The sequence below is a fragment of the Burkholderia sp. S171 genome (assembly GCF_009766085.1).
Lineage (GTDB): Bacteria > Pseudomonadota > Gammaproteobacteria > Burkholderiales > Burkholderiaceae > Caballeronia.
Map to the genome: position 1 here is coordinate 17,561 of NZ_LMUF01000056.1, position 25,784 is coordinate 43,344.

Consider the following 25,784-nt stretch of genomic DNA (forward strand, 5'->3'; position numbering starts at 1 on the left):
TAGCGACGGATTCGTGACGCTTAAACAAATGGCCGCCGATTACGAAAAGATCCAGGCAGCCTCGGCGGAACGGCGTGCGTCGAGCACCGAGTCGCTCGGCCGGTTCGCGCTTAGCGTTCGTACAGACCGCTCAATGCACTTTGTAAAAACCATGGCGAAAAAGGTCCTGCGTCGTGACCTCGGTCGCCAACATCGCGAACGGCCCGCGATTTCTGTCTGATACGCGTGGTGTTCTGCCGTATCTGGCCACGCCCGGCTAGATGCTCAACGTGCGTCCGGGTATTCAGAAAAAATAAGGGTATTCACCTAGTTTCGCTTGTCAGCAAGGCCGTTAATTCCAAGGGGCCTGCAAATTCCAAACGCCGCGCTCTCGATCAGACCCCAAAAATCCGGGCCACCGGTTTTAAATATTTTTGCGACCGAGAACCCCCGGCCCGGCGCCTTCTCCGGGTTTCAACGTCTGGCACGAGGGCCAAGGTCTGGCACGGCGCGACACAAATTTCTCTCCCTCCACCGATCGCTTCTTGAAATTACCGATCGGTGTGCCATATACTTGGCACTCACCGCACGAGAGTGCTAACAGTTTTCCGCCCGGTGAGTTTGGCTCACCAGACGGGTTTCCCGCGTTGCTTTAAGTCTCATTAAGAGAGGAGTGTGTATGAACCTTCGTCCTTTGCACGATCGCGTCATCGTCAAACGTCTGGATCAGGAAACCAAGACTGCCTCGGGCCTCATCATCCCCGACGCTGCAGCTGAAAAGCCGGATCAAGGCGAAATCCTGGCCGTCGGCCCGGGCAAGCGCGATGACAAGGGTACGCAAAACGCCCTCGACGTCAAAGTGGGCGACCGCGTGCTGTTCGGTAAATACGCTGGTCAGACCGTCAAGGTCGACGGCAATGAACTGCTCGTGATGCGCGAAGAAGACATCATGGCCGTTCTGGTCAAGTAATCACCTTCAAGCCCATTTGGCTTTCCGGCCGGACGATCGAACCGCTCAAGCGATTCTCGTCCGCCCTGATCGAAAGCCAGAAAACTGAAACGAATCAAGGAGTTTGAATATGGCAGCTAAAGAAGTCGTATTTGGCGATATCGCCCGTGCAAAGATGGTTGAAGGCGTGAACATCCTGGCCAACGCGGTCAAGGTCACGCTGGGCCCGAAGGGTCGTAACGTCGTTCTGGAACGCAGCTTCGGCGGCCCGACGGTCACGAAGGACGGTGTTTCGGTTGCTAAAGAAATCGAACTGAAAGACCGCCTGCAGAACATGGGCGCGCAAATGGTGAAGGAAGTTGCTTCCCGCACCAGCGACAACGCAGGCGACGGCACGACCACGGCTACGGTCCTGGCTCAGTCGATCGTTCGCGAAGGCATGAAGTACGTTGCGTCGGGCATGAACCCGATGGACCTGAAGCGCGGTATCGACAAGGCAGTTTCGGCTGCTATCGAAGAACTGCGCAAGATCAGCAAGCCTTGCACGACGAACAAGGAAATCGCTCAAGTTGGCGCGATTTCGGCTAACAGCGACACGTCGATTGGTGACCGTATTGCTGAAGCAATGGACAAGGTCGGCAAGGAAGGCGTGATCACGGTTGAAGACGGCAAGTCGCTGGAAGACGAGCTGGACGTGGTTGAAGGTATGCAATTCGACCGCGGCTACCTGTCGCCGTACTTCATCAACACGCCGGAAAAGCAAGTCGCCATCCTCGAAAACCCGTTCGTGCTGCTGCACGACAAGAAGGTGTCGAACATTCGTGACCTGCTCCCGATCCTGGAACAAGTTGCGAAGGCTGGCCGTCCGCTGCTGATCATCGCTGAAGATGTCGAAGGCGAAGCTCTGGCAACGCTGGTTGTGAACAACATCCGCGGCATCCTGAAGACTGTTGCTGTCAAGGCTCCGGGCTTCGGCGATCGTCGTAAGGCCATGCTGGAAGACATCGCGATCCTGACCGGTGGTCAAGTGATTGCTGAAGAAACCGGCCTGACGCTGGAAAAGGCTACGCTGGCTGAGCTGGGTTCGGCAAAGCGCATCGAAGTGGCGAAGGAAAACACCACGATCATCGACGGCGCTGGCGAAGCTGCAAACATCGAAGCGCGTGTTAAGCAAGTTCGCACGCAAATCGAAGAAGCAACGTCGGACTACGACCGTGAAAAGCTGCAAGAACGTGTCGCCAAGCTGGCTGGCGGCGTTGCAGTGATCAAGGTTGGCGCTGCGACCGAAGTCGAAATGAAGGAAAAGAAGGCACGTGTTGAAGACGCACTGCACGCAACGCGCGCAGCTGTGGAAGAAGGCATCGTGGCTGGCGGCGGCGTTGCGCTGATCCGCGCTCGTCTGGCACTGAAGGACCTGAAGGGCGACAACGCTGATCAGGACGCCGGCATCAAGATCGTGCTGCGCGCGATGGAAGAGCCGCTTCGCCAGATCGTCACGAACGGTGGCGAAGAAGCCAGCGTCGTGGTGGCAGCAGTTGCAGCCGGTACGGGCAACTTCGGCTACAACGCGCAAACGGGCGAGTACGTCGACCTGGTGGAAGCCGGTGTTGTGGACCCGACCAAGGTGACGCGTACGGCACTGCAAAACGCGGCATCGGTGGCAGGTCTGCTGCTGACGACCGACTGCGCTGTGTCGGAACTGCCGAAGGACGATGCTCCGATGGGCGGCGGTATGCCCGGCGGCATGGGCGGTATGGGCATGGACATGTAATTTCGGGCTTAGCCTGAATTACAGGGCAGCGCGGGTTTCTTCGGGAGCCCGGCGTTTGCCAAAGAAAAAACCCGCATCGGCAACGATGCGGGTTTTTTTCGCGTGTGGCCGGCTGGGCGCACGCGCAAAGCGCTTTATATTCTTGCCGTGACACCACTGTACAAAACTCAAAGAGACGGCACGTTCGCGGACTTCTGTCGGCGTGTGGCAAGCTCAGCCAACGTATCATTGATGCGATGATGCGCTAGCTCGTTCCCTATCTCATACTCGCGATCAAGAATTACATCGTCGTGCATCATAGGTTGTACGTTATTTGCGGCAACCGTTGTCGAGGTTCCAGGAAAAGCGAAACCGTACACTCACGGTATGAAAGTGCACAGATGAGCTTTAACCGGCTTGAGCGGCCGAGATTGTTATTGAGAACCTGGGGCTCGGGTAGCGCAGCTGATTTGCACGCCATACATTTCGGATCTGATTGGATAGGGTGGCAGGGCTATGTCCCGTTTTCGTAGAGTTTTAGTGGTCGCGTTCTGCGGTGTACTGACCGTAGCGAGTCTGATTTATGTCAGGCTGGCGCTGCCTTACCCGTTCCGCCGCGCGCCTGCCGCAGTCGCCGCCGGATCGGCGCCATCGGGCAGCATACGATTTGCAGTGCTCGGGGATTCCGACAGCCAGTCTTTCCACGACAACCTTACATTGGCAGATCCGAGCTTGCGAGGAGGACCCTTTCGCGCGACCACATGGCAGTGGACCGAGGTCCTGGCCCGACTGAGAGGCGACCAAATCAACCCCGGCGAATGGGGCGCTTGGGGAACCGGCTACTATCGCGCGTATTTTGACGAAGCTTTTGGTCTTCTCGCCCGGACGCCTCGCAAAGACGACTATCGCTACAACTTTGCCGTCAGCGGCGCGACCTGCAGCCAGTTGATGGGACATCCGCTTCGACAGGCGATCCGTCTGGTTGACCTGATGAACACAGAGCCGCAAGCCTGGCGAGACGGCATTGTGCTGATCCGGATCGGTGTCAACGATATCGGCGGAGAAGACGTCCTTGACGCGTTGTCCCGGGACCCGGCTGCGTCGCGTCCCGCGGCCTTGATCAACGCGTGTATTGGCGCAATTGGCGAGGCGGTCGCCCTGATCCGCAAACAGCACCCGGATACGAATATTGCATTGGTAGGTGTGCTCAACAATGCGGATTGGTCGGTTGACTTCAACAAGTGGCAATCAGCCGGGGAGATAGCCAACATCGACGCCGGCATGGATCTCTTCGACAATGGCTTGCGCAAGCTTGCCGGGGAGAATCGCCACGTTGCCTTCCTTGATGATCGTGCCTGGTTCAGGAGCCTGTGGGGCAAGCGTGACGACCAGGGCCGCCCTCTTTACAAGACGGCTCATCTGTCGCCTGGATGGGCAATCACCAATACATCGGGCGACGATCCGCACAACGCTGTGCTCGCCGACGGTCATGCCGGCGTAGTCTGGAACACCCTCTGGGCGCAGCATCTTGTCATGTCGCTGAACGCCGCATTCGGATTGCATTTCAAACCAATTACAGATGCCGAAGTCATCGAATTCCTGCAGCCATGCTTTGCTGCAAGCGCGCGATCAGCCCCGTCATCACACAATCCTTAGCATCGCTGACATCGCGAGTGGCGTGTGCGTGTATCTGCGTTTGCATTTGCGTTTGCGTCAGCATAGCGGCGATCATGCCGAGGCATTGATCGCCGCTGGACCCAAGGCGGTGGTACGGGTAATGGCTCGCTTGCCCAAATGGGTGACGCGAGCCCAAGTGTCCAACCCGCAGACATCGGCTTCATCAAGTTGGCCCGGTAGCCGTACGACGCTACCAATCAGGCCGGTGACGTTTCGGTACGCCACGCATTCAACTTTGCATTCCCGTTCGCGTAGCGGGCAGTGTGCCCCGAACCAGGCTGCCAGCTCTTTGTAGCGCGTGCGAAACGCCGAGCGGCAGCACGATGCCAGCCGCCGTTCCAATCAATAACAACGCGTAACCGTTGTCGACACCGGCTTTCGTCAACACGATCCGAATCCCGGCCGCGGCCATGATGTGCATCACATAGATGTGCATCGAACGTTGTCCGCATAGCACGAGCGGCGCTTTTGCCAGCATCTGGTTCGCCCGGTAGCAGACGATCATGATTATTCCCATGCCGAAGATTGCAGCCGGCAGCGCTTGCCACGAATAGACGGGCGCTACGTTCCAAATTGCATGAACCGCCAGGCCGAATGCGCCGCAACAGACAAGGAATGATTTCCAGTGCGCGAACGACGCGACGTGCCGCTCAAGTCCCGGTCCGATCGCCGCGCCCGCTGCGAAGAAAATGCCCATTTTCATGGTGGTCGAGAGAATGGAGTCTGGCAGCGCAGTGCTGAATGCGAGCGCCAGGATCGCGACCACCATGAGCGCCGGACCGCGTCGGCCGCAGGCAAACGCGACTATTTGCCAGATCATCAATGCATAGAGGAACCAGAACTGGCCGAGCGGCGCATAGAAGAGCTTCGGCCAGTCGGACAATGAGAGTGGGTGATTGGTCGAATGGGCCATCGCGATCTGTACGCCGCCTTGGATGATCGACCAAACGAAATATGGCACGACGATCGTCATGAACTTCGAGCCGATGAACGAGCCGCGGCCTTTCTCGAGGGCCGGCCAGACGTAGAGCCCCGCGAGCAGAAAAAACAGCGGCATATGGAACGTGTAGAGCGTGAAATCGATCTGCGTGACCGGATAGTTCGCCGGCAACAGATGCGCATCGGACAAGCCGCGCTGCACATGTCCAAAGACGACAAGGCAGATCCCCAGGCCGCGTGTACAGTCAAGGAAGGTGTTACGCATGTAGGTGTGCTCCTGATATCTATTGGCTTATTGACGCGTGGGCAGACGCGTCTACTCGCTCTGCTCCAGCTTCCAGGCGCGCGCGATCACCGACGCGAGGGGCGTCATGAGGAGCGGCCGCATATTGCGGCTTCAGCGTGCAAAGAAAATGCTCAAGGACATGCTGGAATGCAGGCGCGCGGACAGTTTCGCGGCTAACGAAAGATAGAGTGCCTAGAGGGCTGGTTCCGTTCTATGGCGCACGTACGCGTTAAATCTCAGCGACGCTTCGAGTTAATCAACTGGATGCAAGCGAGACGAATTGGATCATTAAGAATCCATGTCTTTGTGGCGGTTTTAAAAGGACGAATGTCGCATTTGAAAATGACGTTGTTGTCTAGGAGGCAGGGCACTTTCTGCGACGTGATGCGGCATGTAGGTTCACTGGTTGCAGGTGTGGTTAATGGCCTTGCGAATCAAGCTGTGGGGCAAGACCTTGCGCAATTCGTCACGCCCTTTTCCATACGCACTTTAGCCATTGACCATCAGCGTGTCCGCATAGCCGGCGAGAAACAGGTGTGGATGTTCCTGAGCTCGCTTTGGTTGATACTCGAATAGAGTCACAGGCCAATCCAAATACTTCGTATTCCTGAGTATGTCAATTTATGACATGATCTGTTCGTTCTTGCCGTCTTCCTTGAGAGCCCGCACCGCAGTCTCGTCGCCGCGAATCTGGGCTGTGATAGCAGGGCCGCGTGCATCGAGTCGTACAGCCGTTTGAGGTGAAGCTCTGCCGGTTCGATGGCCCCGTTTCCCATCGTGGCGCATCCCACATCGATGCCCATGCGCGCCAGCGCACCTTACATCCGTAAGCGTTTTGCCATCAACGAATGTGCCCGTCATGAACCCTTTGGGGACTGCTACGTGGCGCGCAGAAAGCCGATATCCGCAGGCATGACGCGTCGGCGGAAAAGGGGCGATTCCGGGTAAGCTCAAAATGGAATTGGATGTTCGTCAACGCACAGTGGCCCATAAGCGCGGGAGTAGCCTACAAATAACGTCCTGAAACTCATGAAGGTGCGTCATGTTTGTGCCTATCGATGGTACCGCGTTGGCTGGTACATCAACCCAACTGCCCACAGACGACATTCTTCAGGCTTGCAGTAAGGAATTCAAAAGCAATTTCAATCTGCATCCATTCAAATTCAATCATACGTTGCATCGCAGTGGCTTGTTCGAGATCCCTAGAATCGTCGAACTCGCCAAGCGGATGATCGAGAAAAATGATAATTACTGTGCGCTTAACTTCAAGCATGGCTCCGTAGGTACGAAGTTTGGTGATAGCTATGTAGATGCAAGGTTGAGTGCCATGCCGGAGAGCGAACGGCTGGATGAGACGGTTTCCCATCTTGGCGAAAACGGCACATGGATCAAGCTAGTTCGGGTCCAGGGTTACGACTCTGAGTATGCGCAAGTGCTAGACAGAATTACATCTGAGCTTGAGAGTCTGTCGGGCTTCCCGTTGCGCAAGGACATGACCTGGGTAACGATGACGCTGATACTCTCGTCGCCGAATATCGCAACACCCTTCCATCTTGATCACGAAACCAACTTTCTCTTCCAGGTGCAGGGCTCGAAGGACGTATGTCTTTTCCCTGCGACCGATCGTGTCCTAGTGCCTGATCAAGAGGTCGAAAATTACTATAGCGGCGACTTCGATGCCGTGCTTTATCGGCAGGAAATGCAGGATCGCGGGACTGTCTTCCGGCTTGCCCCGGGCGAAGTGGTGCATCACCCATCACTCGCGCCGCACTGGGTAAAGAACGGCGACAATATCTCGGTGAGTATCAGCATCAACTACTGCATGAAGTGTCTCGAGAAACGCGCGAGGGTTTATCAGGCCAACTACTTTCTGCGCAGGATGGGTCTAAAGCCTATGCCGCCAGGGCTTTCACCATTGCGCGACAGCTTGAAGTGGACGGTTATCTCGACGCTGGAACACCGCAATCCAACGACCTTTTCGGAAGTCGTCCACACGCCAGTGAACAGATTGAAAGTACCCGTGAACGCGGTTCGGCGGCTAGTCAGGCGCTGACCTGACTAGCCTTGGATATCGGTTCCTGTCGCGTTAGCGACGTTGTCTCACACAGTTGGAATTTTCAACCATGATACCTTCTGCCAATGCCCTGCTAAGCGTTGATCAAGTCGTCTACACGACCGACTTCAACACGACACCGTTCAGTTTCGAGCACTATCTGCATCGGTTGCCGATGTTCCAGCCGCAGGGATTGGCGGAGTTGGCGAAGAAGTATGGTGAGAAACCCAATGATTATTACGTCTCCCATTCGGCTCCCACGCCGGGGACTAAATTCTTTGATGTCAAAGCGAAGACGTTGACGCCGGATGAGGCGTTTGCTCAGTTTTCCTTAGGGCCGATGCGCTTGCTTTTGAAGCGGCCCGAAAATTATGACGCCGCCTTTCGAGAACTGTTGGACGCGCTGTTCGAAAAAGTGATCGAATTGCGCGGCGGTCTCAATGGTGAAAAGATCGTACGGCGCGAATCGGCCATCTTCGTCAGCGCTGCCTCCTCGACCACGCCGTTCCATTTCGATCCGGAAATCAATCATTTCTTCCAGATCGAGGGCAATAAGCACTACCACGTATATTCTCCCAGTGCCGTTCGGGAAAACGAGCTCGAGGATTTCTACGTGGAGGGCAAAACCGAGATCGGCCAGCTGGATCTGGCCACGCGCGACAAGACCCTCGAACATGTCTTCGATCTTGTGCCCGGCAGTGGCTTTCATCAGCCGCAGGACTCGCCCCATTGGGTTCAAACCGGCGCGGAACGCAGCGTCTCCTATGCGTTCGTCTACGAGACCGACGCGACCCGCGCCCGTGGCCGTATCTTTGCGGCCAATCACTATCTGCGCAAACTCGGTGTGCATCCCCAGTCGCCCGGCGCGAGCCCGGGTACCGATAACGCGAAGTCATCGGTGATGAAAGTCGTTGTTCCCGTCCGCAGGCGTATCGTTCGCAATCTTGAACGGATCCGCTGAGCTAGCTCCCTGCGAGAGGATGGTTGGCGCGAGCCGCAGCCAGCCGCAGCCATCCCCAGCGATCGCCAGCGGCTCAATGCTCGCGTCTATCTCAAGTAGCCAGGGCTGCTCCAGCGCACCGCGCACAGCCACGCTGCGCTCGCCGTCTCATCGATGCGCGAAAGCAATCGGAGCCGGATTGCGAAACCCGCTCGCGATCCGGCAGACGTCCACATTAAGCGACGTCAAGCCCCGGCGTGGCTCAGGAATGCCGCTGGGGCGTCCTGCTCGCCAAGACTGGTTTCAACCCTGTCAGCCCCGACTCCCTCCAGGCGCTCACGCAGTTGCTTGCCGATAACAGCAGTGCCGGCCGGGCGGAAAATCTGGTCGTGCAGGCCCGGAACATCGGTGACTACCAGTTTGCCGGTAACCAGCTCGCCCCATCCCAGGTCGCGGGGGAACAGGCGCCCGTTGAGCACCTGGGCACTGCGGAAGATCTGGATCTCGCCGTCATAAACAGCCGGACGATACCGCGCCTGCTGAGCCAGCAGATATTCGATGTACCAGCGATTCTCGGCAATCAAATGCTCAGAAGCACTTCCCTTGATCAACCCGAGCTTGAGCGCAAGCGTTGCAATGCCGAGCGAACGAACGATCCGATACTGATTGAGGAACGCGACCATGGATGTCTCGCCCCGCATCGCCTTGCGGAAGTCGCGCGGAATGTTGTCCGCACGCACCTGGAGCTTGCGCAACTGTTTATCGCGCCAAGACATCATCTCGCGATAACCCGGGCACCAGGAATCGTTGAAGATGACGAGTTCCACCGTTTCACCTTCGCGCCGCAACTGATGGGCGGCCTCCAGGCACATCGCGCCGAGCACGCAGAGCCCCATGAGGATATAGGGGCCTTTGGGCCGGGCCAGCCTGATCAGCCGCACGGCATCCGCGGCGATATCCTGGAAGGCACGCTGCGGGAACTCGCGCGGCTCGCCTTCCGGAATCATCGGGATGTCGATAATGGGCCGATTGCCGACTTGCTGCGCCAGTTCGTAGAGCACGGCCGTGTTGTTGAGCACGATGATGGGCGTTCCTGGCGCATCCTCGTTGAATCGCACGATATTGCGTGCTTTCGCCTCCAGCTCGGCTTGACTCATGAAGCCGCTGAGACCGACGCCTCCCGCGACGGTGAGCGTCTCTTTCCCGGAAGCGGGGGCCACCGGTTGTCTCGCTTCAATCTCAACCATCTCCAGCATCTCGCGCCACTTGGCCAGATACCCGTCGATCGTCTCGACGTCATAGAGGTCCGTGTCGCCTTCACAGGAGATGCGCCAGCCTTCCGGGCGCCGCACCATGAAGAAGCTGAGGTCGTAGAGCGCGCCTGCGTTGAAGGACGGCGAGGTCGTTGCCGCGAAATCCAGCCGGCGAACTTCATCGCCGAGGCCGACGAAGCTTTGCTGCAGGGCGAAATTGACCGAGCAGAGCGGCGGGCGGTCCACATCGGCAACCTCGCCGGCCATCGTCATCATCTCTTCGAACGGCAAGTGCAGATGTTCGATAGCATCGCTCAGCTTGGCGCCACATTGCGCCGTGACGGAGCCAACGGTGCTGTTTGCAGGAACGTCGAGGCGAAGGATCACCGTGTTGATCAGCGGTCCGACCACGCCCTCGAGTTCCTGCTGATCCCGCACCGACATCTGGGTGGCGATGGCGACCCGGGTTTGGCCGGCGGCCGGTTGCAGCGCCATTGCAAGGCCGGCAACGGCCACGCTGAACGGGGTGACACCTTGCGCCTTGGCAGCCGCGATCAGGCGGTCGCTCAGCGCGCCGGGCAACAGGATGGAACGAATGGCGCCCTGAAAGCGCCGCTGCTGCGGCCGGAGACGATCGCCGGGGACATCAAAACGGCTGAAATCCTGAAGCTCCTGGCGCCAATGCGCGCGAGCGCGATCGAGCGCACCGCTGGCATGGAACTCTTCCTTCCACAGCGCATAGTCGCCATGGTGAAGGTCGACATCGGGGAATTCGGGATCATGGCCGGCATGTACCGCGGCCAGTCCTTCCACGAGTTCACGCACGAGGATTGCGAAGGACCAGCCATCCATGACAAGCGAATGGAAGGTCAGCTGCAATTCACCCTGCGTCATCGACCTGGGCAACCACACGGCCCGGAAGAACGACGGCGACGACAATTCGAAGGGCGTGCGGGCCTGCTGTCCACCGACACGCTCGGCCTCCGCAAGGCTGGCCTGTTCCTCCAACCCGGTGAGATCGACCACGTCAAGCCGGAAGGGCGCATGGCTCCAGACCTGCTGACGCAGCCCTGCACCCGTCACCACGAAGCCGGTACGCAGGATCTCGTGCCGCGCGACCAGTTCGCCAAGCACCTGTTCGATGCTCCCGGCTTTCAGCGGCCCCGACAATTGCAGCCGGAAGGCGATGTTGAGCGCGGAGGCCTGCGGCGACGCCTTCTGCTCATGCCAGAACCGTACCTGGCAAGCGGTCGCCGGGAACAGCGCGTAGCCGGCTTCAATCTCGACAGCAGGGGCGATACTCAAGGCTATCGCGTTCATGACTTAGACTCCCTCTGCGTGTCTGCGCTTGAAGTTGAGAATCGATGGCCGGGCCACGGCATTAGCTTCAATCAACTCGGTTGTCTGCGTGCTGTCAATGCTCGCCGCCACTTGAGCGATCGTGACGTTCTTCATCAGTTGACGGGCATCCACACCCAGTCCGCGCTCGTTCATCCGTGCAACGATGCGGAACAGCTGAAGGCTGTCAGCGCCGAGGCTGAAGAACGGCTGGTCGACGCCGACATGCTGGAGGCCGAGCACTTCCGCCCAGATCGCAGCAATGCTGGCCTGCGTCGGCGTCATTGCGGCCGGCTGGGCCGGCATGGCCGGCACTTCGATCAGCGTGGCGCCTGATTCAACTGGCGCCGGGGCGGCCGGAACCACCTTGAGCGCCGCAGGCTGACGGGCAGGCGTGGCCACCATGTCCGGCGTCGGCAGGGGCAGGGCCTTACGGTCGAGCTTGCCATTGCCGGTCTGGGGCAGCGTGTCGAGTGTCATCCACAGGCTCGGCACCATATACGCCGGAAGTTGCTCGGCAACATGCGCCGCGACCGTTGCCAGGTCGGTTTTATCGGCGGCAGCCTCGACGATGTAGCCCACAAGGCGAGGACTGTCGTTCACGGTACGCAAGGCAACAGCAGCCGCGGCCACGCCAGGCGCCTTGCGCAAGGCAGCCTCGATATCCTCGATCTCGATGCGGAAGCCGCGCAGCTTGATCTGCTGGTCGCGACGGCCGAGGTGCAGGAGCGAGCCATCGGCAAGCCGCTTGGCAAGGTCGCCAGTGCGGTACAGCCGGCGCGGTGCAGCGCCTTCGATAGCAACCTGCGTGAAGGCGGCATCGGTGAGATCGGGGCGGTCAAAATAGCCCTTTGCCAGGCCCTCGCCACCAATCCACAGTTCGCCGCTCACACCTTCCGGCGCCAGATGCAGGTCGTCGGTCAGCACATGTAGGTCGGTATTGGCGAGCGGGGCGCCAAGCACGATCGACCCGTCAGCAACAACACGCGATGCAGACGACCAGATCGTTGTTTCGGTCGGGCCGTAGAGGTTCCACACCTCAGCGCCGGTCGCCAGCAGCTTGTCGGCGAGGTCGCGCGGCAACGGCTCACCGCCGCACAGGATCTTGAAGCCCTTCGGTACCTTGAAGCCGGCTTCGAGCAACATGCTCCAGAGCGATGGCGTCGCCTGCAAAACGGTGGCGCCTTCGTCCTTCAGCCGGGTCACCAGCTCGTAGCCGGTGCGCACTTCTGTATGGCCTGCGATGAACGTCTGCCCACCCACGATCAGCGGCAGGAACAGCTCGAGACCGGAGATATCGAAGGAGAACGTGGTGACCGCGACAATGCGGTCTCGCGCATCAAAGCCCGGCGCTTGCGCCATCGACAACAGGAAGTTGCTCAGCGCGCGATGGCCAATCTCCACGCCCTTCGGCTTGCCCGTCGAACCTGAAGTGAAGATCACGTAGGCTGAATCTTTGTCCGACACGACCGGCAGCGTCACGTCTTCGTCGTCGCTTTCGCTTTCAGCAAGCAGCGCTTCCAGTTCCAGCACGCGATGGTCACCCGCTTCCAGCACCGTGCGGCTATCAGCATCGCTGAGGATGGCGGCGATGCCGGCACCATCGAGGATCTGGCGCAGCCGTGCAGGCGGCATGGTCATGTCGAGGGGCACATAGGCGCAACCGGCGCGCCACACGCCAATCATGGCAGCCACGGTCATGGCCGTGCGATCCATCGCGATGGCAATACGTCCGCGCGGTGCGATACCAGCCGCTACGAGCCTGCGGGCGATCTGGTTGGCGCGTGCATCCAGCTCGACATAGGCCAGGCTTTCCTTCTCGTCCGACACGGCCGTCGTATCGGGGGTTTGGTGGGCCTGCGCTGCGATCATCGCCGGGGTCGTCTGCGTCAGGTCGAAGTCACGCTGCGTCGCGTTCAGTTCGTCGCGAAGATGGTGAATCTCGCTTTCGTTCAGCAGAGGCAATGCCGCGATCGCCGTTTCCGGATTCTGGGCGATGCCTGCGAGCAAGGTCTCGTAGTAACCGAGCCAACGCTGCACAGTCGCTTCGTCGTAGACGTCGGTGTTGTAATCGCAATCCATGCGAAGGCCTTCTACCGATTCGATGACGTTCAGGAACAGATCAAAGTTGCTGTAAGCCTTCGCGTTCGGTGTGAAGTGCGTGGCCACGCCGGCCATGTCGAGTTGCTCGTCGACCTTTTCCAGATTGAATTGCAGTTCCGTCAGCGGAAGGCGGTTGAAGTCGCGCTTGATACCGAGGTCACGCACGAGTGCACCGTAGGTGTAGTTTTGGCGATCACCTGCGTCGAACACGTGGTCCCGCACTGCTTTCATGTGCGCGGCGAAAGGCTTCTCGCGGTCGAACTTGACGCGCAGCGGCAGGAAGTTGACGCAGTGCCCGACCAGCAGCGCATCGCCGGCCTGAGACTGGCCTGCCATCGGGGCTGCGATCACGACATCGTCATTACCGGAGAGACGGCCAAACAGCACTTGAGAGGCGCCCAGCAAGGTCGCAAACAGCGAGCAGCCTTGCTTCGATGAAGCGGTCTTCACCTGCTTGAGAAGCGGCGCGCCAATATGGCGTGTCGTCGAGGCGCCACGGAAGCTCTTCATCTCGGGGCGCGGACGGTCGCCGGGCAGATCGAGTTGCGGAGCGGGATCGCGATGCAGGTTCAGCCAGAAGTCGCGCGTTTCTGCGTCGATACCCGCCTCATCCTGCGCCTTGGCGAAAGCGAGGAAGCTCTGCACTTCGTCGAGTTCAGCCTTGCTGCCCGACATCTCGGCCGCGTAGAGGGCGCCCAGATCGCGCAGGACGATGTTGATCGACCAGCCGTCGCAGACAATGTGATGGGCGGTGAATACGAACGCCCACTTCTGCGCTTCCATACGGACCAGTGCGGCGCTGACCAGCGGAGCACGCGTGAGATCGAAGACTTCACGCGCTTCTGCATCGATGAAGGTCTGCAGTTCGCCGGCTGCATCGGCGTGACCGGACAGGTCGAATTTTTCCAACGGAACGGTGGTCGCCGCATCGGCGAACATCTTGTCGCCAGAGCGCGAGAAACGAGCGCGCAACGCATCGTGACGAGCAATTGTCGCTGCGAAGGCGCGTTCGAAAGCGGCCTCGTTGAAGTGGCCCGTGAGCTCAAGGGTGAAGGACTCGTTGAACACCAGCGATGCTTCGTTGCCCAGTTGAGCCGACATCCAGATTTCTTTCTGCGGCTCGGTGAGCGGAGACTCGGTGAGCGGCTTCGGTTCGGCCGGCGCCGTCACCAGCAGAGCGTCCTTGTTGCCGCCAAGAATGCCGACGGCCTGGAGCGCGTCAATACTTTCGATAAAGGCATCGCCGATCCGCAGGATGTCTTCATCCGAATGGCTGGTCGTCAGAAAGCAGGGGAAGCCTTCCATGATGTGGATGCCGAGGTAACGCATGTACGGATAGAACAGGCTGCCCAAGCGGTCTTCGCCCGTGAAGCTGACATAGAACCAGCTCGAGAACGATTCTGCGCGTGCTGCAATGCCGACTTTTTCCAGATGAGCATTGATGCGCTGCACGAGGCCGTTCATGCGGACGCCGAGGTTTTCCTGCAGCGCCGGGCCGGCTTCCTTGAGGTGCAGGAGGACGGCTTTCATCGCTGCCAATACGACCGGATGGCGCACGAACGTGCCGGCAAAGAAGGTCGGCGGGACTTCGGGAACCGACGCGTCGCCGAATTGCCACTGGCCGCCGTCGAGCGCATCCATGTACTGCGCGGTGCCGGCGAGCACGCCGACGGGCAAACCACCGCCGACCACCTTGCCGTAGGTCGCCATGTCGCCCTTGATGCCCCAATAGCCTTGCATGCCGGCCTGATGGACGCGAAAGCCCGTTACGACCTCGTCGACGATCAGCGCAGACTCGTTGGCCGCGGTGACATCGCGCAACTGCTGCACGAATTCCTTCGGCCGCAGATTCGGATGGCGCGACTGCACCGGCTCAATCAGCACAGCGGCGATATCGTCAATATTCGCCTTGATCCACTCGAGGCTTTCGGCCCGGGCGTAGGGCAGTACGACCATGTTGCCGACGGAGTTCTTCGGGATGCCGGGTGCGAGCGGGAAAGCACGCGGGACGCCCGCTTCGCTGCCCGGCTTGACCAGGACTTCGTCGAACTGGCCGTGATAGTCGCCGTCGAAGCAGACGACCTTGTCCTTGCCTGTCACGGTGCGCGCGAGGCGCATTGCTGCCATCACGGCTTCCGAACCGGTATTGCAGAAGGTGACGCGCTGATGCCCGGTCATATCGGCGAACATCTGGGCGACTTCGCCCGCGAGCGGGGACTGCGGTCCGATGGCAAAGCCTTCCGCCATCTGCGCGTTCACGGCTTCCACCACGAAGTCCGGCGTATGGCCAAACGCGGTCTGGCCGTAGCCATTGACCACATCGACATATTCATTGCCGTCGATATCCCAGATCTTCGAACCCTTGGAACGCTGGGCGACGATCGGATAGACCAGCTCCTTCCAGTCTTCGGTGAAGCCGCTGGCGGTACGCGGATCGGCGAGCACGGCACGATACGATTGCGTACGCGACTTGGAGGCGGCGGTCCTGGCCGAGTAGCGAGCCGACAGATCGGCGATGAACGCCGTCTGGACACTGGTGATCTGCGTCGAGCTCGAAGCGCCGGGCTTGTAGGCGGTAAAGCGCGACGGGCGGTTCTCCTCGAAGTTGATCGCGGGAACGGCGGACGACACGGCTGCGGCAACCGGCTTGAGCGCGGCGGTCAGAGCTGGGGCCTGGATTGCCGCTGCGGGCTGCTGAGCCGCCGCCGGCGCACCGTGGAACATTTGCAGCTGACGCTCCATCAGGGACTGCATGGCAGCGAGCTGGTCGCGGATCACCGATTGAATGTCGCCCGTGGCCGGGCCAGCGCCCATGACGGGAGCGGCCATGCCCGCAACAGCGGCCGGCGCAGCTGCGGCCACGACTGCGACTGCGGCCGGCGCAGCTTCCGGTGCCGGATCAGCCGGCAAAGCGCCATCGAGGAACTGCGCGAGGGCGGGCAGCGTCGGGTAGTCGCTCATGATCTGCCGGAAGCTGATCGTGACGTCGTAGCGGCGGCGAAGCTGGCGGGACACTTGTCCCATGAACAGGGAGTCGTAACCGAGATCCCAGAAGGTCACGTCCGGATTGGACGTATCCGGCGCTTCGCCCGACATCTCGGTCAGAAGTGTCGCCAGTTCGGCAATGAGGCGCGGGGTGCGATCAATTTGGACGGCTTGTGTCATGGCGGTCTTGGGAGTGTCGGTTATAACGTCGGACGAAGCGGGGGCGGCAATGGCAATAGCCGCGGCGGCCGTGGTCGTGGGGTTTGAAGAAACAGGTGCAGGAGCGTCAATCCAATGCCGTTCCGGTTCGAACGAATAGGCCGGCAGCGAAACACGGCGCGCAGCTGCGGACTGGACGGTTTGCCAGTTCGGCGTCACTCCGTTCAGCCACAGCCGGCCGGTTGCCTCGGCGAGGACGGAAAGCTCCCGGTCGCGCAGGGCGAAATCAGGCAGGGAGGCAATCGCGCCCGAATGGCGGTCCTTGGGCAACCCTTGCATCACAAAGGTCGACAGCGTCCGGCCCGGACCAATCTCGAGGAAAAGCGGCTTGCCTTCTGCCGTCACCGTGGTCAGCGCGTCGTTGAAACGCACCACGTTACGGCAATGACTGGCCCAGTAAAGTCCCGGCACCGGTTGATCCATTGCCGCCCACTGCCCGGTCACCGAGGACACGTACGGGATCTTCGGCCGGGCGAACGTGAGGGTATCGGCGAGCTTGGCCAAGTCTTCCACCACACCGGACATCATGCGCGAGTGGAAGGCATGCGAGGTATGCAGACGCCGATGCTCGATATCCTTCGCCTTCAGCGTCGCCTCGAAAGCTTCGATGGCCGCGAACGGACCCGCCACTACGCTGAGCGACGGCGCGTTGACCGCGGCCAGGTCGACATCGTCGGGCAGGATGCGCAGGAGATCGGCTTCGGACAGGCGCACGACCAGCATCGCGCCCGGTTCGGCCGATTGCATGAGCGCGCCACGCTGAGCGATCAGGGTCAACGCATCCTCGAAGCTGATCGCCTCGGCTACGCACGCTGCAACCAGTTCGCCTACGCTATGGCCGATCATGGCCGTCGGCTTGATGCCGCGCGAGATCCACAGTTGCGCCAGCGCATATTCGACCAGGAACAGGGCCGGTTGCGCGTAGATCGTCGAGCGGATCGGGTGCGGCGTGTCGTCGCCTTCCGGGGCTTCACTCAACAGCAGGGTCCGGATATCCAGTCCAACGTGCGGCGCCAGCGCCTCGGCGCCTTTGTCGATCCACTCGCGGTAGACCGGCTCGGTACGATAAAGCGCTGCGCCCATGCCCGGGTACTGCGCGCCTTGGCCTGGGAACATGAAGACCACCGCGGGCGCGGCCTGGGGAGCCTGGGCTTCAATGGCTCCCTTTTGCAGCTTCGCCTGGGCCTGATCGAGGCTATCGGCGATGACCACGGCGCGGTGGGTGAAAGAGCGGCGGCCCGTTTGCAGCGTCGCGGCCACATCGGCGAGGGAGAGGCCGGAATGGGCGGCCAGATGACCGGCAAGATTGGCCTTGGCGCGCTCGAGCGCTGCCGGGCTTCTTGCTGACAGCGGCAGTATTTGCATCTGCTCAGACGGCGTTTCTTGCGACTCACATGCGGCGTCGACACGGTAGGGCGCTTCTTCCAGCACCACATGGACGTTCGTACCGCCGACGCCAAAGGAACTCACGCCGGCGCGACGCGGTGTCGGGCCATCCGCCCAGGGACTCGCAGAGCCGTTGAAGAAGAACGGGCTGCTAGCCGAGTCGATAGCCGGGTTAGGCGAATTGAAATGCAGCAGCGGCGGCAAGACGCGGTCGCGCAGCGCGAGCGACGCCGCGATGAAACCCGTCACGCCGGCGGCCGCATCGAGGTGTCCGACATTGGCCTTCGCCGAACCGAGGGCACAGAACTGGCCGCCCTCGACGCCGCCCAGGCGGAACGCCTGCACGAGGCCGGCGAATTCAATGGGGTCTCCAAGCGGCGTGGCCGTACCATGCGCTTCGATGTAACCGATGGAGGCCGGATCGACGCCAGCCTCGGCGTGCGCGATGGCGATGGCGCGGGCCTGCGCATCGACGCTGGGAGCGGTGAAACCGACCTTGTCGGAACCGTCGTTGTTGATGCCAACACCGCGGATCACGGCATAGATCGGATCCTTGTCGGCGATGGCGTCCTCGAGACGTTTCAGCAGGACAACGCCGGCGCCGCTACCAAATATCGTGCCGCTGGCGTTTGCATCGAACGGGCGGCAAACACCATCGGGTGCACCCATCCCGCCTTCTTCGTAGAAATAGCCGCGCTTCTGCGGGAACGTGACCGACACGCCACCGGCCAGCGCCATCTCGCAGCGTCCCGACCGAAGGTTTTCTACTGCCAGGCTAATCGCCGTCAGCGACGTCGAGCATGCCGTCTGTACCGACATGGCGGGGCCTGTGAGACCGAGCTTGTACGCGGTGCGGGTGGCGACGAAATCACCGGCGCCGACCAGCTTTTGATATTCGCCGATCTGGAACTGGCTCGTGAATTCGTCGATGACCCCGCGATCCGACAGCACATGCTTGAGGAAGTAGGTATTCATCGAGGTGCCGGCGAACACGCCGACGGCGCCAGCGATCGTCGCCGGATCGTATCCGGCATCTTCGAACGCTTCCCACGCGATCTCGAGGAACAGGCGTTGTTGCGGATCGGTCAGCGCCGCTTCGCGCGCCAGCATGCCGAAAAAGCCGGCATCGAAGCGGTCGACGTCCGCAAGGATCGGCCGCGCCTTGACGTAACGCTCTTCGCGGCGAGCGCTGTCGTCGAAACTGTCTTCCAGTTCCGCGACGTCGAAATGCGTGATGCAGTCGCGACCCGCGAGGATGTTGGCCCAGAGTTCGGAGACATTGCGCGCACCCGGAAACCGTCCGGACATGCCGATGACGGCAACAGCGCCGCCTTGCGTGTCCCGGCGCGGACGGATTGAACCTTCGTTCGCTGTTTCCAGCGAGCTGCGCAGATGCGTGACCAGCGCCTCGACGTTAGGATGACGAAACAGATCCACCAGCGCGACCTTGGCCGCCACGTCACGCACGATAATCGCGTGCGCCCGCATCAGATCCAGCGAACGCAGTCCAAGGTCAAAGAAATTCGAGCGGCGATCGACCGGGCTGCCGAGGAGTTCTTCGAACACTGCCGCCAGCTTCCCGGCAATATCGTCGTCCATCGGTTCGGGTGCGGCCACTGCGGCGGCGGGTGTATCGAGCCCCGCAAGCAGGGCTTTGCGATCGACCTTGCCATTCGGCGTCAGCGGAAACGCCGGGAGGATACGCAACTCCGTCGGCATCATGTAATCGGGCAAGGCAGCCTTGAGATAAGCGCGTATTGCGTCGTGCAAGACAGCGGGGGCCGCTGCATCGGCCTTCACAAAGCCGGCGATGGCCTTGCCCCTGCGGCCATCGAACGCTGCTACGGCTGCATCGGCGACACCGGGAGCCGCACGCAACGCATGTTCGATTTCATCGAGCTCAATCCGCTTGCCGGCAATCTTGATCTGACGATCGTTGCGGCCCAGGAAATCAATGGCGCCGTCCGGGCGCCGGCGGACCAGGTCACCGGTACGGTAAAGCTTGCCGCCGGGGACAAACACGTCATCGACGAACTTCTCCGCCGTCAGTTCGGCACGATTCAGATAGCCAAGCGCCACGCCATCACCGCCCACCACCAGCTCACCGACTTCTCCTTCGCCAACAGGGACGAGCTTGTCGTCCACGATATAAACGGCCGTGCCCGCGATGGCGTCGCCGATGGGAATGGCATCGCCGTTCGCCAGGGCGTCGCCGTCGCGCGGAATGCGGTAGCAGCAGGAGAAGGTCGTGTTCTCGGTCGGGCCGTAGCCGTTGATGATCTGCAGCCCGGCGTGGGCTTCCATGACCTTGCGAACATGGACGGGCGACAGCACGTCCCCGCCGGTCAGGACTTCTTTGAGCGGCACAAAGGCTTCCAGCCGATAGTCGGCGAGCGCATTGAAAAGGCCGGCCGTGAACCAGGCGCTCGTGACGCCGAGCCGCGCAATTTCGGACGCGACTGTGTCGAGCGAAGGCTGGACCTCGTTGATGATGGCAGCGCAGCCACCATTCAGCAGCGGGCCCCAGATTTCCAGCGTACTTGCATCGAAGGCGAGGGGAGCCAGATTGAGGAACCGCGTCTGGGGCGACAGGTCAGCGAAGGTCTGGCCATCCACCAGGCGCAGAATCGCGCGATGCGGCACCACGACACCCTTCGGTTTGCCGGTCGAGCCGGAGGTGTACATGATGTAGGCAGGGTCGTCACCACCGCATGCCTTGAGCGCAGCGGGCTCGGCAGCCACCGACGACGCCACGATATCGGCCAGATCGACGACCACGCCATTGAGCTCGCCAACGCTGGCGAGCGCAGCCGCTTCGGCGATGATCAGCTTGGGCAAGCAATCGGCCACGATGAAATCGAGCTGTGCGCGGGGATAGGCCGGATCCAGCGGTACATAGACGGCGCCCAGGCGCAGGATCGCGAGGATCAAAGCCAGCGTGTCGCGGCTGCGCGGAACCATGATGGCGCAGCGGTCGCCTTGCTCCAGTCCCATGCCGCTCAGGACGGTTGCAAGACGGGCCGAACGTTCGCCCAGGGCGGCATAACTTTCTTCGCCCGTTGTGTCGATCACAGCTAGATGATTGCGAAATGCCGCACATGCGGCATCAAAGCGCACTGCCACACCAGGTATATGACCTGGCCCGCTCGGCAAATCGGCTAGATATCCATCTCTGTGTGACATGTGCTGCTCTCCAATATTTTAGAATGTAGGCCTTGTATTGAGCTTGCCCGGCGATAAGCGCGCAGCGAGCACACATACCAGCGGCCGCTCACGGGAGGTGCAAACAGCACGAGGCTGTGCGCACCTGACCCGTCCCTCGAACGTGAAATTTGCCGTAAGTGAAAGTTAATCGCCTGGGACATAACTATCCGTTCGTCGTCGCACACACCAACGATGCAACAACACATCACCCTGAATAGCGGGCGGGAGTTAAGGCGCTGAATGGGACGCAAGTGGTGCAGCGCAACGTTCGCTTAACGCGAGTTGCTTTGAGGGGATGGGTAAACCATAGGCATAGCTATAGCCATAGGCGTCAGGTATTACGCGCAATGCAACCGCGGCAGGCTGATCGGTTTTGGTCCCGCATTGGACGAGAATAATGAGAGTTGATGAGAATTCGCCCGTCCTGGTTTTTCGCCGGGGGGCCGTGATTCTCTAGTTCTCTGGTGCAGACGCAGTGCGTCAGGTCATCTCGACAATTGACCAGTCCATGCGTCGGGCTGCTACCGCTCCCGCGCAGTTCGGACTGGATGACAGGGCGCAAATGCGCCAATGGCTTGCTTCCTCCGCTTCACCACCGACGAGCCGAGGCGTCGTGTCACCGCGAATGGAAAGATCGAACTCGAAATGGGTGGGGGGCAAGATAAAGCCGGTGCCGAGCGCTTTCAAGCAAGCTTCTTTGCGCGCCCAGGTTTCAAAGAAGACTTCTTGTCGTTCTCCCTCCGGCAACGCGGCGAATTGCGCGCGTTCCTGAATGGAGAACACCTGGATTGGCATACCTTCTTCGATCGGGCGGACTTTTTCTATGTCGATGCCGACCTCGAAACCACTCGAGATAGCGAGCGCCGCCGCATTCTCGCTGTGGCTGAGGTTGAAGCAGATGTTGCGTCCAGGAGGCTGGATCGTGCAGAAAGGTTTGCCATCCGAACCATAACCAAGGGCGACTTCCCCCGGCGATAACCCCAGATAGCGGCTGAGGAGCCGCCTGAGTTCGCCTCGTCCTGCCACGAAGCGACGTCGATGCCGTTCGAAGCGGAATTTGTCGGCGCGCTCTCGTTCTTGTGTCGATAGCGTTTCCCAGTACCGATCAAAATCGCCGTTACCGGCATCGAGATCCCACTGCGAGACATGCACTTCGTGCGCAGAGGGCGGTGAGAGAAAAGAAAAGGACATTAAATGCCTGGGTGCGGCTGGTGGCGGGGCTTCCTGATTCTACAGGATCGACTCGCGGCATCGAAAACCGGGAGGGCCGTGCTGTGCCGGAACCGCTGCTGTCGACAGCGATTCCTGCGTACATAAACGTATAGGCGTCACTGCGCGATCGGCTTAGGATAGTTATAAACAGTGGAGTTATCGGCTAGACAACAATTCGTAATCCGGAGGGGAATTTCTGGCGGCCCAGAACGTTTATATCGTCAAGGCTGATCAGCGATCAGGGCTGCGGCAGTTCGCATGTGGGCCATCGAACAGTGCCGTCCTGCGCGGAGCAGTCTAATAATGTGGTGACGAATGGCTGTGACGGCGCACGTTGTCCGAATTCGATCCACAAACGAGCGTAAAAGCGAATGAAAATATTGATAGCCAATACCTTATACAGCCCCGACATGGTGGGGGGGGCGGAAGTATCCACGCAAATACTTGCGGAGGGCTTAGTCGCGTCAGGCGCTGAAGTGTGCGTCGTGTGCGCAACGGGTACGGGCGTTGACCGTGTAAGCGAACTGAACGGCGTGAAGATTTATCGTCTGCGCCTTAATAATTTTTATTGGCCCCATAATTCAAACAAGCACTCGCGGATCATGAAGATGATCTGGCATGCGGTCGATGTCCATAACGTTCTTATGGCACTTAAATTAAAAAAAATCATTCAGAGGGAAAAGCCGGATATCGTGAGTACGAGTAATCTGGCATGCCTTTCCATCGGCATCTGGCGTTTATCGAAGCAAGCCGGCGTGCCGATTGTTCACACCGCGCGCGACTACTACCTGATGTGCCCGTCATCGAAGATGCTGTCGCATAACAAATCATGCGAACGGCAGTGCGGAGTCTGCGCGCGCTATACCGGACCGAAAAGAACCGCGTCACAGCGTGTCGATGCCGTTATTGGCGTGAGCCGGTTCGTGTTGCAGAAGCATATCGACAGCGGGTACTTCGCGAGCGCCTCCACAACGGGAGTCATCAACGACTGCTATCTTCCGATGCCGAGCGAAGCGCCGCCGGTGGCGTCGAATGTGATCCGGGAAGGCGTTGTTCGACTCGGCGTGCTTGGCCGGGTATCGCCGGAGAAAGGCATAGAAGTGCTTCTCGACCAGTTGTCCCGCGACTCGTCGCTGAAGTGGACGTTGTCGATTGCCGGCACCGGTGATGCAGCCTACCTTGCCACGCTGAAGAGCACTTATAACGACCCGCGCATCGACTTCGTCGGCCATGTCGTGCCAGCGCAATTCCTTCAGAGCATCGACATTCTTGTTGTGCCGTCGAAATGGAACGAGCCGTTTGGCCGTGTCACGGTCGAGGCTTATTCGCACGGTGTTCCCGTCGTTGGCGCGAACACCGGCGGCATCCCCGAAGTGATCGAGCCGAACTCGAACCTGATCTTCGACATCGATCAGCCGCATACGGTGATCGACAAGATCCACGAGGCTGTCCGGCTATTGAAAGATCCCCAGACACCACGGCGTTTGCGCGACTATGCCGAGACCTTTAGTCCGAAGGCCATGGTCGAGGCTTATCTCGAAGTGTATAAAAATGCGCTGAAAGCGCGGCCGTATAGCATTGCTGCAGCGCAGCAGAAAGTCACGCCATAGTGCGCATCAAAGTCTTTCGTTGGTGGTTTAACGTTTGACCAGGGACACGTTGGACGGTCAAGCGCGTAGCCACGCTCTGCATTCACGCATCGGCTTTCTCCCTGACGGCGGCGCGTTTTGGCCGCGCGTTCAATGCCCTGCGGCTTTTCACGCGCAGCGCATTGAACTGGGCGTGACCGGCGGCGGTGTTATCGAAGATGCACCACACTTCGTGCGCTTTTTTCGCCCGGTCATGCAGCGTGAGCGCGAGGGAATCAAGGTAGGGGTACTCATACGATGACTGATACATCTCCGGCGAGCCATGCAGCCGGAAATACACCAGCGACGTATCTGCCCGATGCGCAATGAAACAGTCATCGGGTTGCGGATCGGCATCCACATACGCGATCTTTTTCGACTTGAGCAACGTGGCTGCGCCTTTCGCGAACCAGCTCTCGTGCCGTGCTTCCAGCGCGATCGGTATAGCCGTGCGTTCGCGCATCGATGTAAAAAACGACTTGGCCACGTCGGGGTCGAACGCAAGGCTGGGCGGTAGTTGCACGAGCCAGCAGCCGAGCGTACTGCCCAGTTGAGTCGCGGATTCGAGGAAGGTGTCGAGCAGCGTCTCGCAACTGACGAGGCGCGCGTCGTGCGTAATCGCTTTTGGAATCTTCACGGAAAAGCGAAACGTACTGGGCACGCTATCGCGCCAGCGTGCATACGTTTCAGCCCGATGCGGCCGATAGAAACTCGAGTTGATTTCGACGCAGGTCAGCACCTGCGAATAGCGGGCGAGGTGAGTGCCCTCGCCGGGGAAGTGTTCCGCGACCGCGTCCGTGAGTCCCCAGCCAGCACAGCCGATCCGTACGGGGCCGGGACTGTGCTTGAGTGGGTGGAGCGATGGTTTGCGCAGCGGCATGGGTAAGTCTCGCTCCAGGAAGGTATCAGTGGCGGGCTTCGCCCGGTATAACGGGTGGTGCATCTGCCTGTGTATCTAAAACCACGGGCGGCGTTTCGTCGTCATCGTTCGAACGCGCCCAGAAAAACCGGTCCGGCAAATAAGCGCCCATGCCGGGCCTGAAGGCGGCGCGGGTCGCCTGAAACACATATTCCTGCGCTTCGCGCGCGGCTTCCGCGGGTTCCTGCCCATTGGCAAGCAACGCGGCAATGGCGGACCCGAGCGTGTCGGTAATGCCCATCGTGCGGTGCTCGGTACGATCCCACGTGTCCTGCCTGATCTGGCCTTCCTCGCTATAAAGCGTGTTCACATGCCGATGCGTGCCCGTTTCCGTCGCCAGGATGTACTCGCAGCCCTGCGACAGCAAATGCGAGATCGCGGCGTCGAGCGTGGGCGCTTCGGCGTCGCCATCGGGCTGCGCGAGCTGCAGGAGCGTGGCGTGATCGGCTACGAGCATGGTGGTTTGCGGCACCAGCAAATCTGCAATCGATTCGCGCAATTCGTCCGCCGCCAGCACATGCTCGTCGTCGAGCGTGAAGTCGGGCGCGAGAATCAGCGGCACGTCGTCGTAGTCGGCGACCACTTCTGCAATTGCGCTGACCACTTCCGCACGCGTCGCCGCGCCAATCTTGAAGGCCGCCACCGGCATATCTTCCAGCAACATGCGGGCCTGAGTGCCCACGGTGTCGGGGTCGAGCCCGGTCACTTCGTCGCAGGTCGCCGAGTCGCGCACGGTGTAGCCGGTCAGGACAGTGAGCCCGTGACAGCCCATGCTGGCAAGTGTCAGCAGGTCTGCCTGCAGGCCGGAGCCGCCCGTGGGATCGGACAGGCCAAAGGTTAGAACAATAGGAGGGGTGTCGCTGGGCATCGGATTATTCGTTTGTGCAATTATTGGCTATTCAAGCGGCCGGACAAGGAGCCGGCGCAAACGGCACGATTATGCGGCCTAAAGTCACGCGGGCAC

12 protein-coding genes and 1 pseudogene are annotated in these 25,784 nt (G+C 60.2%); 7 read left to right on the forward strand and 6 right to left on the reverse strand.

Translation table 11 applies throughout. The features are described from left to right. From GSQ93_RS38420 to GSQ93_RS31930, 4 genes and pseudogenes are all read left to right on the forward strand, one after another. Positions 1-220 (forward strand): annotated as a pseudogene (locus tag GSQ93_RS38420) (hypothetical protein); the annotation flags it as partial. Between the two features lie 438 nt (positions 221-658). Further along, on the forward strand, positions 659-949 hold the full coding sequence (locus GSQ93_RS31920; protein ID WP_031362728.1) for a co-chaperone GroES: 291 nt from the start codon (positions 659-661) through the stop codon (positions 947-949). Positions 950-1,058: 109 nt separating this feature from the next. After that, positions 1,059-2,699: a chaperonin GroEL gene (gene groL, locus GSQ93_RS31925; protein WP_158939936.1), complete on the forward strand. Its 1,641-nt coding sequence runs from the start codon at positions 1,059-1,061 to the stop codon at positions 2,697-2,699. A gap of 495 nt (positions 2,700-3,194) precedes the next feature. Continuing rightward, positions 3,195-4,334 carry an SGNH/GDSL hydrolase family protein gene (locus tag GSQ93_RS31930; protein ID WP_158939937.1) on the forward strand — a complete coding sequence of 380 codons (1,140 nt, stop codon included), beginning with the start codon at positions 3,195-3,197 and terminating at the stop codon, positions 4,332-4,334. Positions 4,335-4,584: 250 nt separating this feature from the next. On the opposite strand, the gene GSQ93_RS31935 is transcribed toward GSQ93_RS31930, so the two are convergent. Then, on the reverse strand, positions 4,585-5,559 hold the full coding sequence (locus GSQ93_RS31935) for an acyltransferase family protein (protein ID WP_158939938.1): 975 nt from the start codon (positions 5,557-5,559) through the stop codon (positions 4,585-4,587). 1,063 nt (positions 5,560-6,622) lie between these two features. Here GSQ93_RS31935 and GSQ93_RS31940 point away from each other — a divergent pair. Together GSQ93_RS31940 and GSQ93_RS31945 are read left to right on the forward strand one after the other, a co-directional pair. Next, positions 6,623-7,633, forward strand: a complete 1,011-nt coding sequence (locus GSQ93_RS31940; protein WP_158939939.1) for a cupin-like domain-containing protein — start codon at positions 6,623-6,625, stop codon at positions 7,631-7,633. 70 nt (positions 7,634-7,703) lie between these two features. Beyond that, positions 7,704-8,594 (forward strand): hypothetical protein, encoded by an 891-nt coding sequence (locus tag GSQ93_RS31945; protein ID WP_158939940.1) that lies wholly within the window; start codon positions 7,704-7,706, stop codon positions 8,592-8,594. Positions 8,595-8,818: 224 nt separating this feature from the next. Here the strand turns inward: GSQ93_RS31945 and GSQ93_RS31950 are convergent, their stop codons facing one another. The 3 genes from GSQ93_RS31950 to GSQ93_RS31960 all read right to left on the reverse strand — a co-directional run bounded on the left by GSQ93_RS31950 (position 8,819) and on the right by GSQ93_RS31960 (position 22,252). After that, the gene (locus tag GSQ93_RS31950) at positions 8,819-11,146 is read right to left on the reverse strand and encodes a condensation domain-containing protein (RefSeq protein WP_158939941.1); all 2,328 of its coding nucleotides are present in this window, start codon (positions 11,144-11,146) and stop codon (positions 8,819-8,821) included. 3 nt (positions 11,147-11,149) lie between these two features. Beyond that, the gene (locus GSQ93_RS31955; protein WP_158939942.1) at positions 11,150-21,040 is read right to left on the reverse strand and encodes a non-ribosomal peptide synthetase/type I polyketide synthase; all 9,891 of its coding nucleotides are present in this window, start codon (positions 21,038-21,040) and stop codon (positions 11,150-11,152) included. A gap of 501 nt (positions 21,041-21,541) precedes the next feature. Next, positions 21,542-22,252, reverse strand: coding sequence for a 4'-phosphopantetheinyl transferase superfamily protein (locus GSQ93_RS31960; protein ID WP_158939943.1), 711 nt, complete (start codon positions 22,250-22,252; stop codon positions 21,542-21,544). A gap of 392 nt (positions 22,253-22,644) precedes the next feature. Between GSQ93_RS31960 and GSQ93_RS31965 the strand changes: the two genes are divergently transcribed. Beyond that, on the forward strand, positions 22,645-23,883 hold the full coding sequence (locus GSQ93_RS31965; RefSeq protein ID WP_158939944.1) for a glycosyltransferase family 4 protein: 1,239 nt from the start codon (positions 22,645-22,647) through the stop codon (positions 23,881-23,883). Between the two features lie 82 nt (positions 23,884-23,965). Here GSQ93_RS31965 and GSQ93_RS31970 read toward each other — a convergent pair whose 3' ends face one another. Both GSQ93_RS31970 and GSQ93_RS31975 read right to left on the reverse strand, forming a co-directional pair. Next, positions 23,966-24,781 carry a DUF72 domain-containing protein gene (locus GSQ93_RS31970; RefSeq protein ID WP_158939945.1) on the reverse strand — a complete coding sequence of 272 codons (816 nt, stop codon included), beginning with the start codon at positions 24,779-24,781 and terminating at the stop codon, positions 23,966-23,968. 25 nt (positions 24,782-24,806) lie between these two features. Further along, positions 24,807-25,688, reverse strand: a complete 882-nt coding sequence (locus tag GSQ93_RS31975) for a hydroxymethylpyrimidine/phosphomethylpyrimidine kinase (RefSeq protein WP_158939946.1) — start codon at positions 25,686-25,688, stop codon at positions 24,807-24,809. Between the last annotated feature and the right edge of the window lie 96 nt (positions 25,689-25,784).

Bases quoted from the DNA above. Each gene is read 5' to 3' on its own strand.
- GSQ93_RS31945 (WP_158939940.1), top strand. From the start codon at position 7,704: ATGATACCTTCTGCCAATGCCCTGCTAAGCGTTGATCAAGTCGTCTAC.
- groL (WP_158939936.1), top strand. From the start codon at position 1,059: ATGGCAGCTAAAGAAGTCGTATTTGGCGATATCGCCCGTGCAAAGATG.
- GSQ93_RS31970 (WP_158939945.1), bottom strand. From the start codon at position 24,781: ATGCCGCTGCGCAAACCATCGCTCCACCCACTCAAGCACAGTCCCGGC.
- GSQ93_RS31940 (WP_158939939.1), top strand. From the start codon at position 6,623: ATGTTTGTGCCTATCGATGGTACCGCGTTGGCTGGTACATCAACCCAA.
- GSQ93_RS31920 (WP_031362728.1), top strand. From the start codon at position 659: ATGAACCTTCGTCCTTTGCACGATCGCGTCATCGTCAAACGTCTGGAT.
- GSQ93_RS31975 (WP_158939946.1), bottom strand. From the start codon at position 25,688: ATGCCCAGCGACACCCCTCCTATTGTTCTAACCTTTGGCCTGTCCGAT.
- GSQ93_RS31950 (WP_158939941.1), bottom strand. From the start codon at position 11,146: ATGAACGCGATAGCCTTGAGTATCGCCCCTGCTGTCGAGATTGAAGCC.
- GSQ93_RS31930 (WP_158939937.1), top strand. From the start codon at position 3,195: ATGTCCCGTTTTCGTAGAGTTTTAGTGGTCGCGTTCTGCGGTGTACTG.
- GSQ93_RS31965 (WP_158939944.1), top strand. From the start codon at position 22,645: ATGAAAATATTGATAGCCAATACCTTATACAGCCCCGACATGGTGGGG.
- GSQ93_RS31935 (WP_158939938.1), bottom strand. From the start codon at position 5,559: ATGCGTAACACCTTCCTTGACTGTACACGCGGCCTGGGGATCTGCCTT.
- GSQ93_RS31955 (WP_158939942.1), bottom strand. From the start codon at position 21,040: ATGTCACACAGAGATGGATATCTAGCCGATTTGCCGAGCGGGCCAGGT.
- GSQ93_RS31960 (WP_158939943.1), bottom strand. From the start codon at position 22,252: ATGTCCTTTTCTTTTCTCTCACCGCCCTCTGCGCACGAAGTGCATGTC.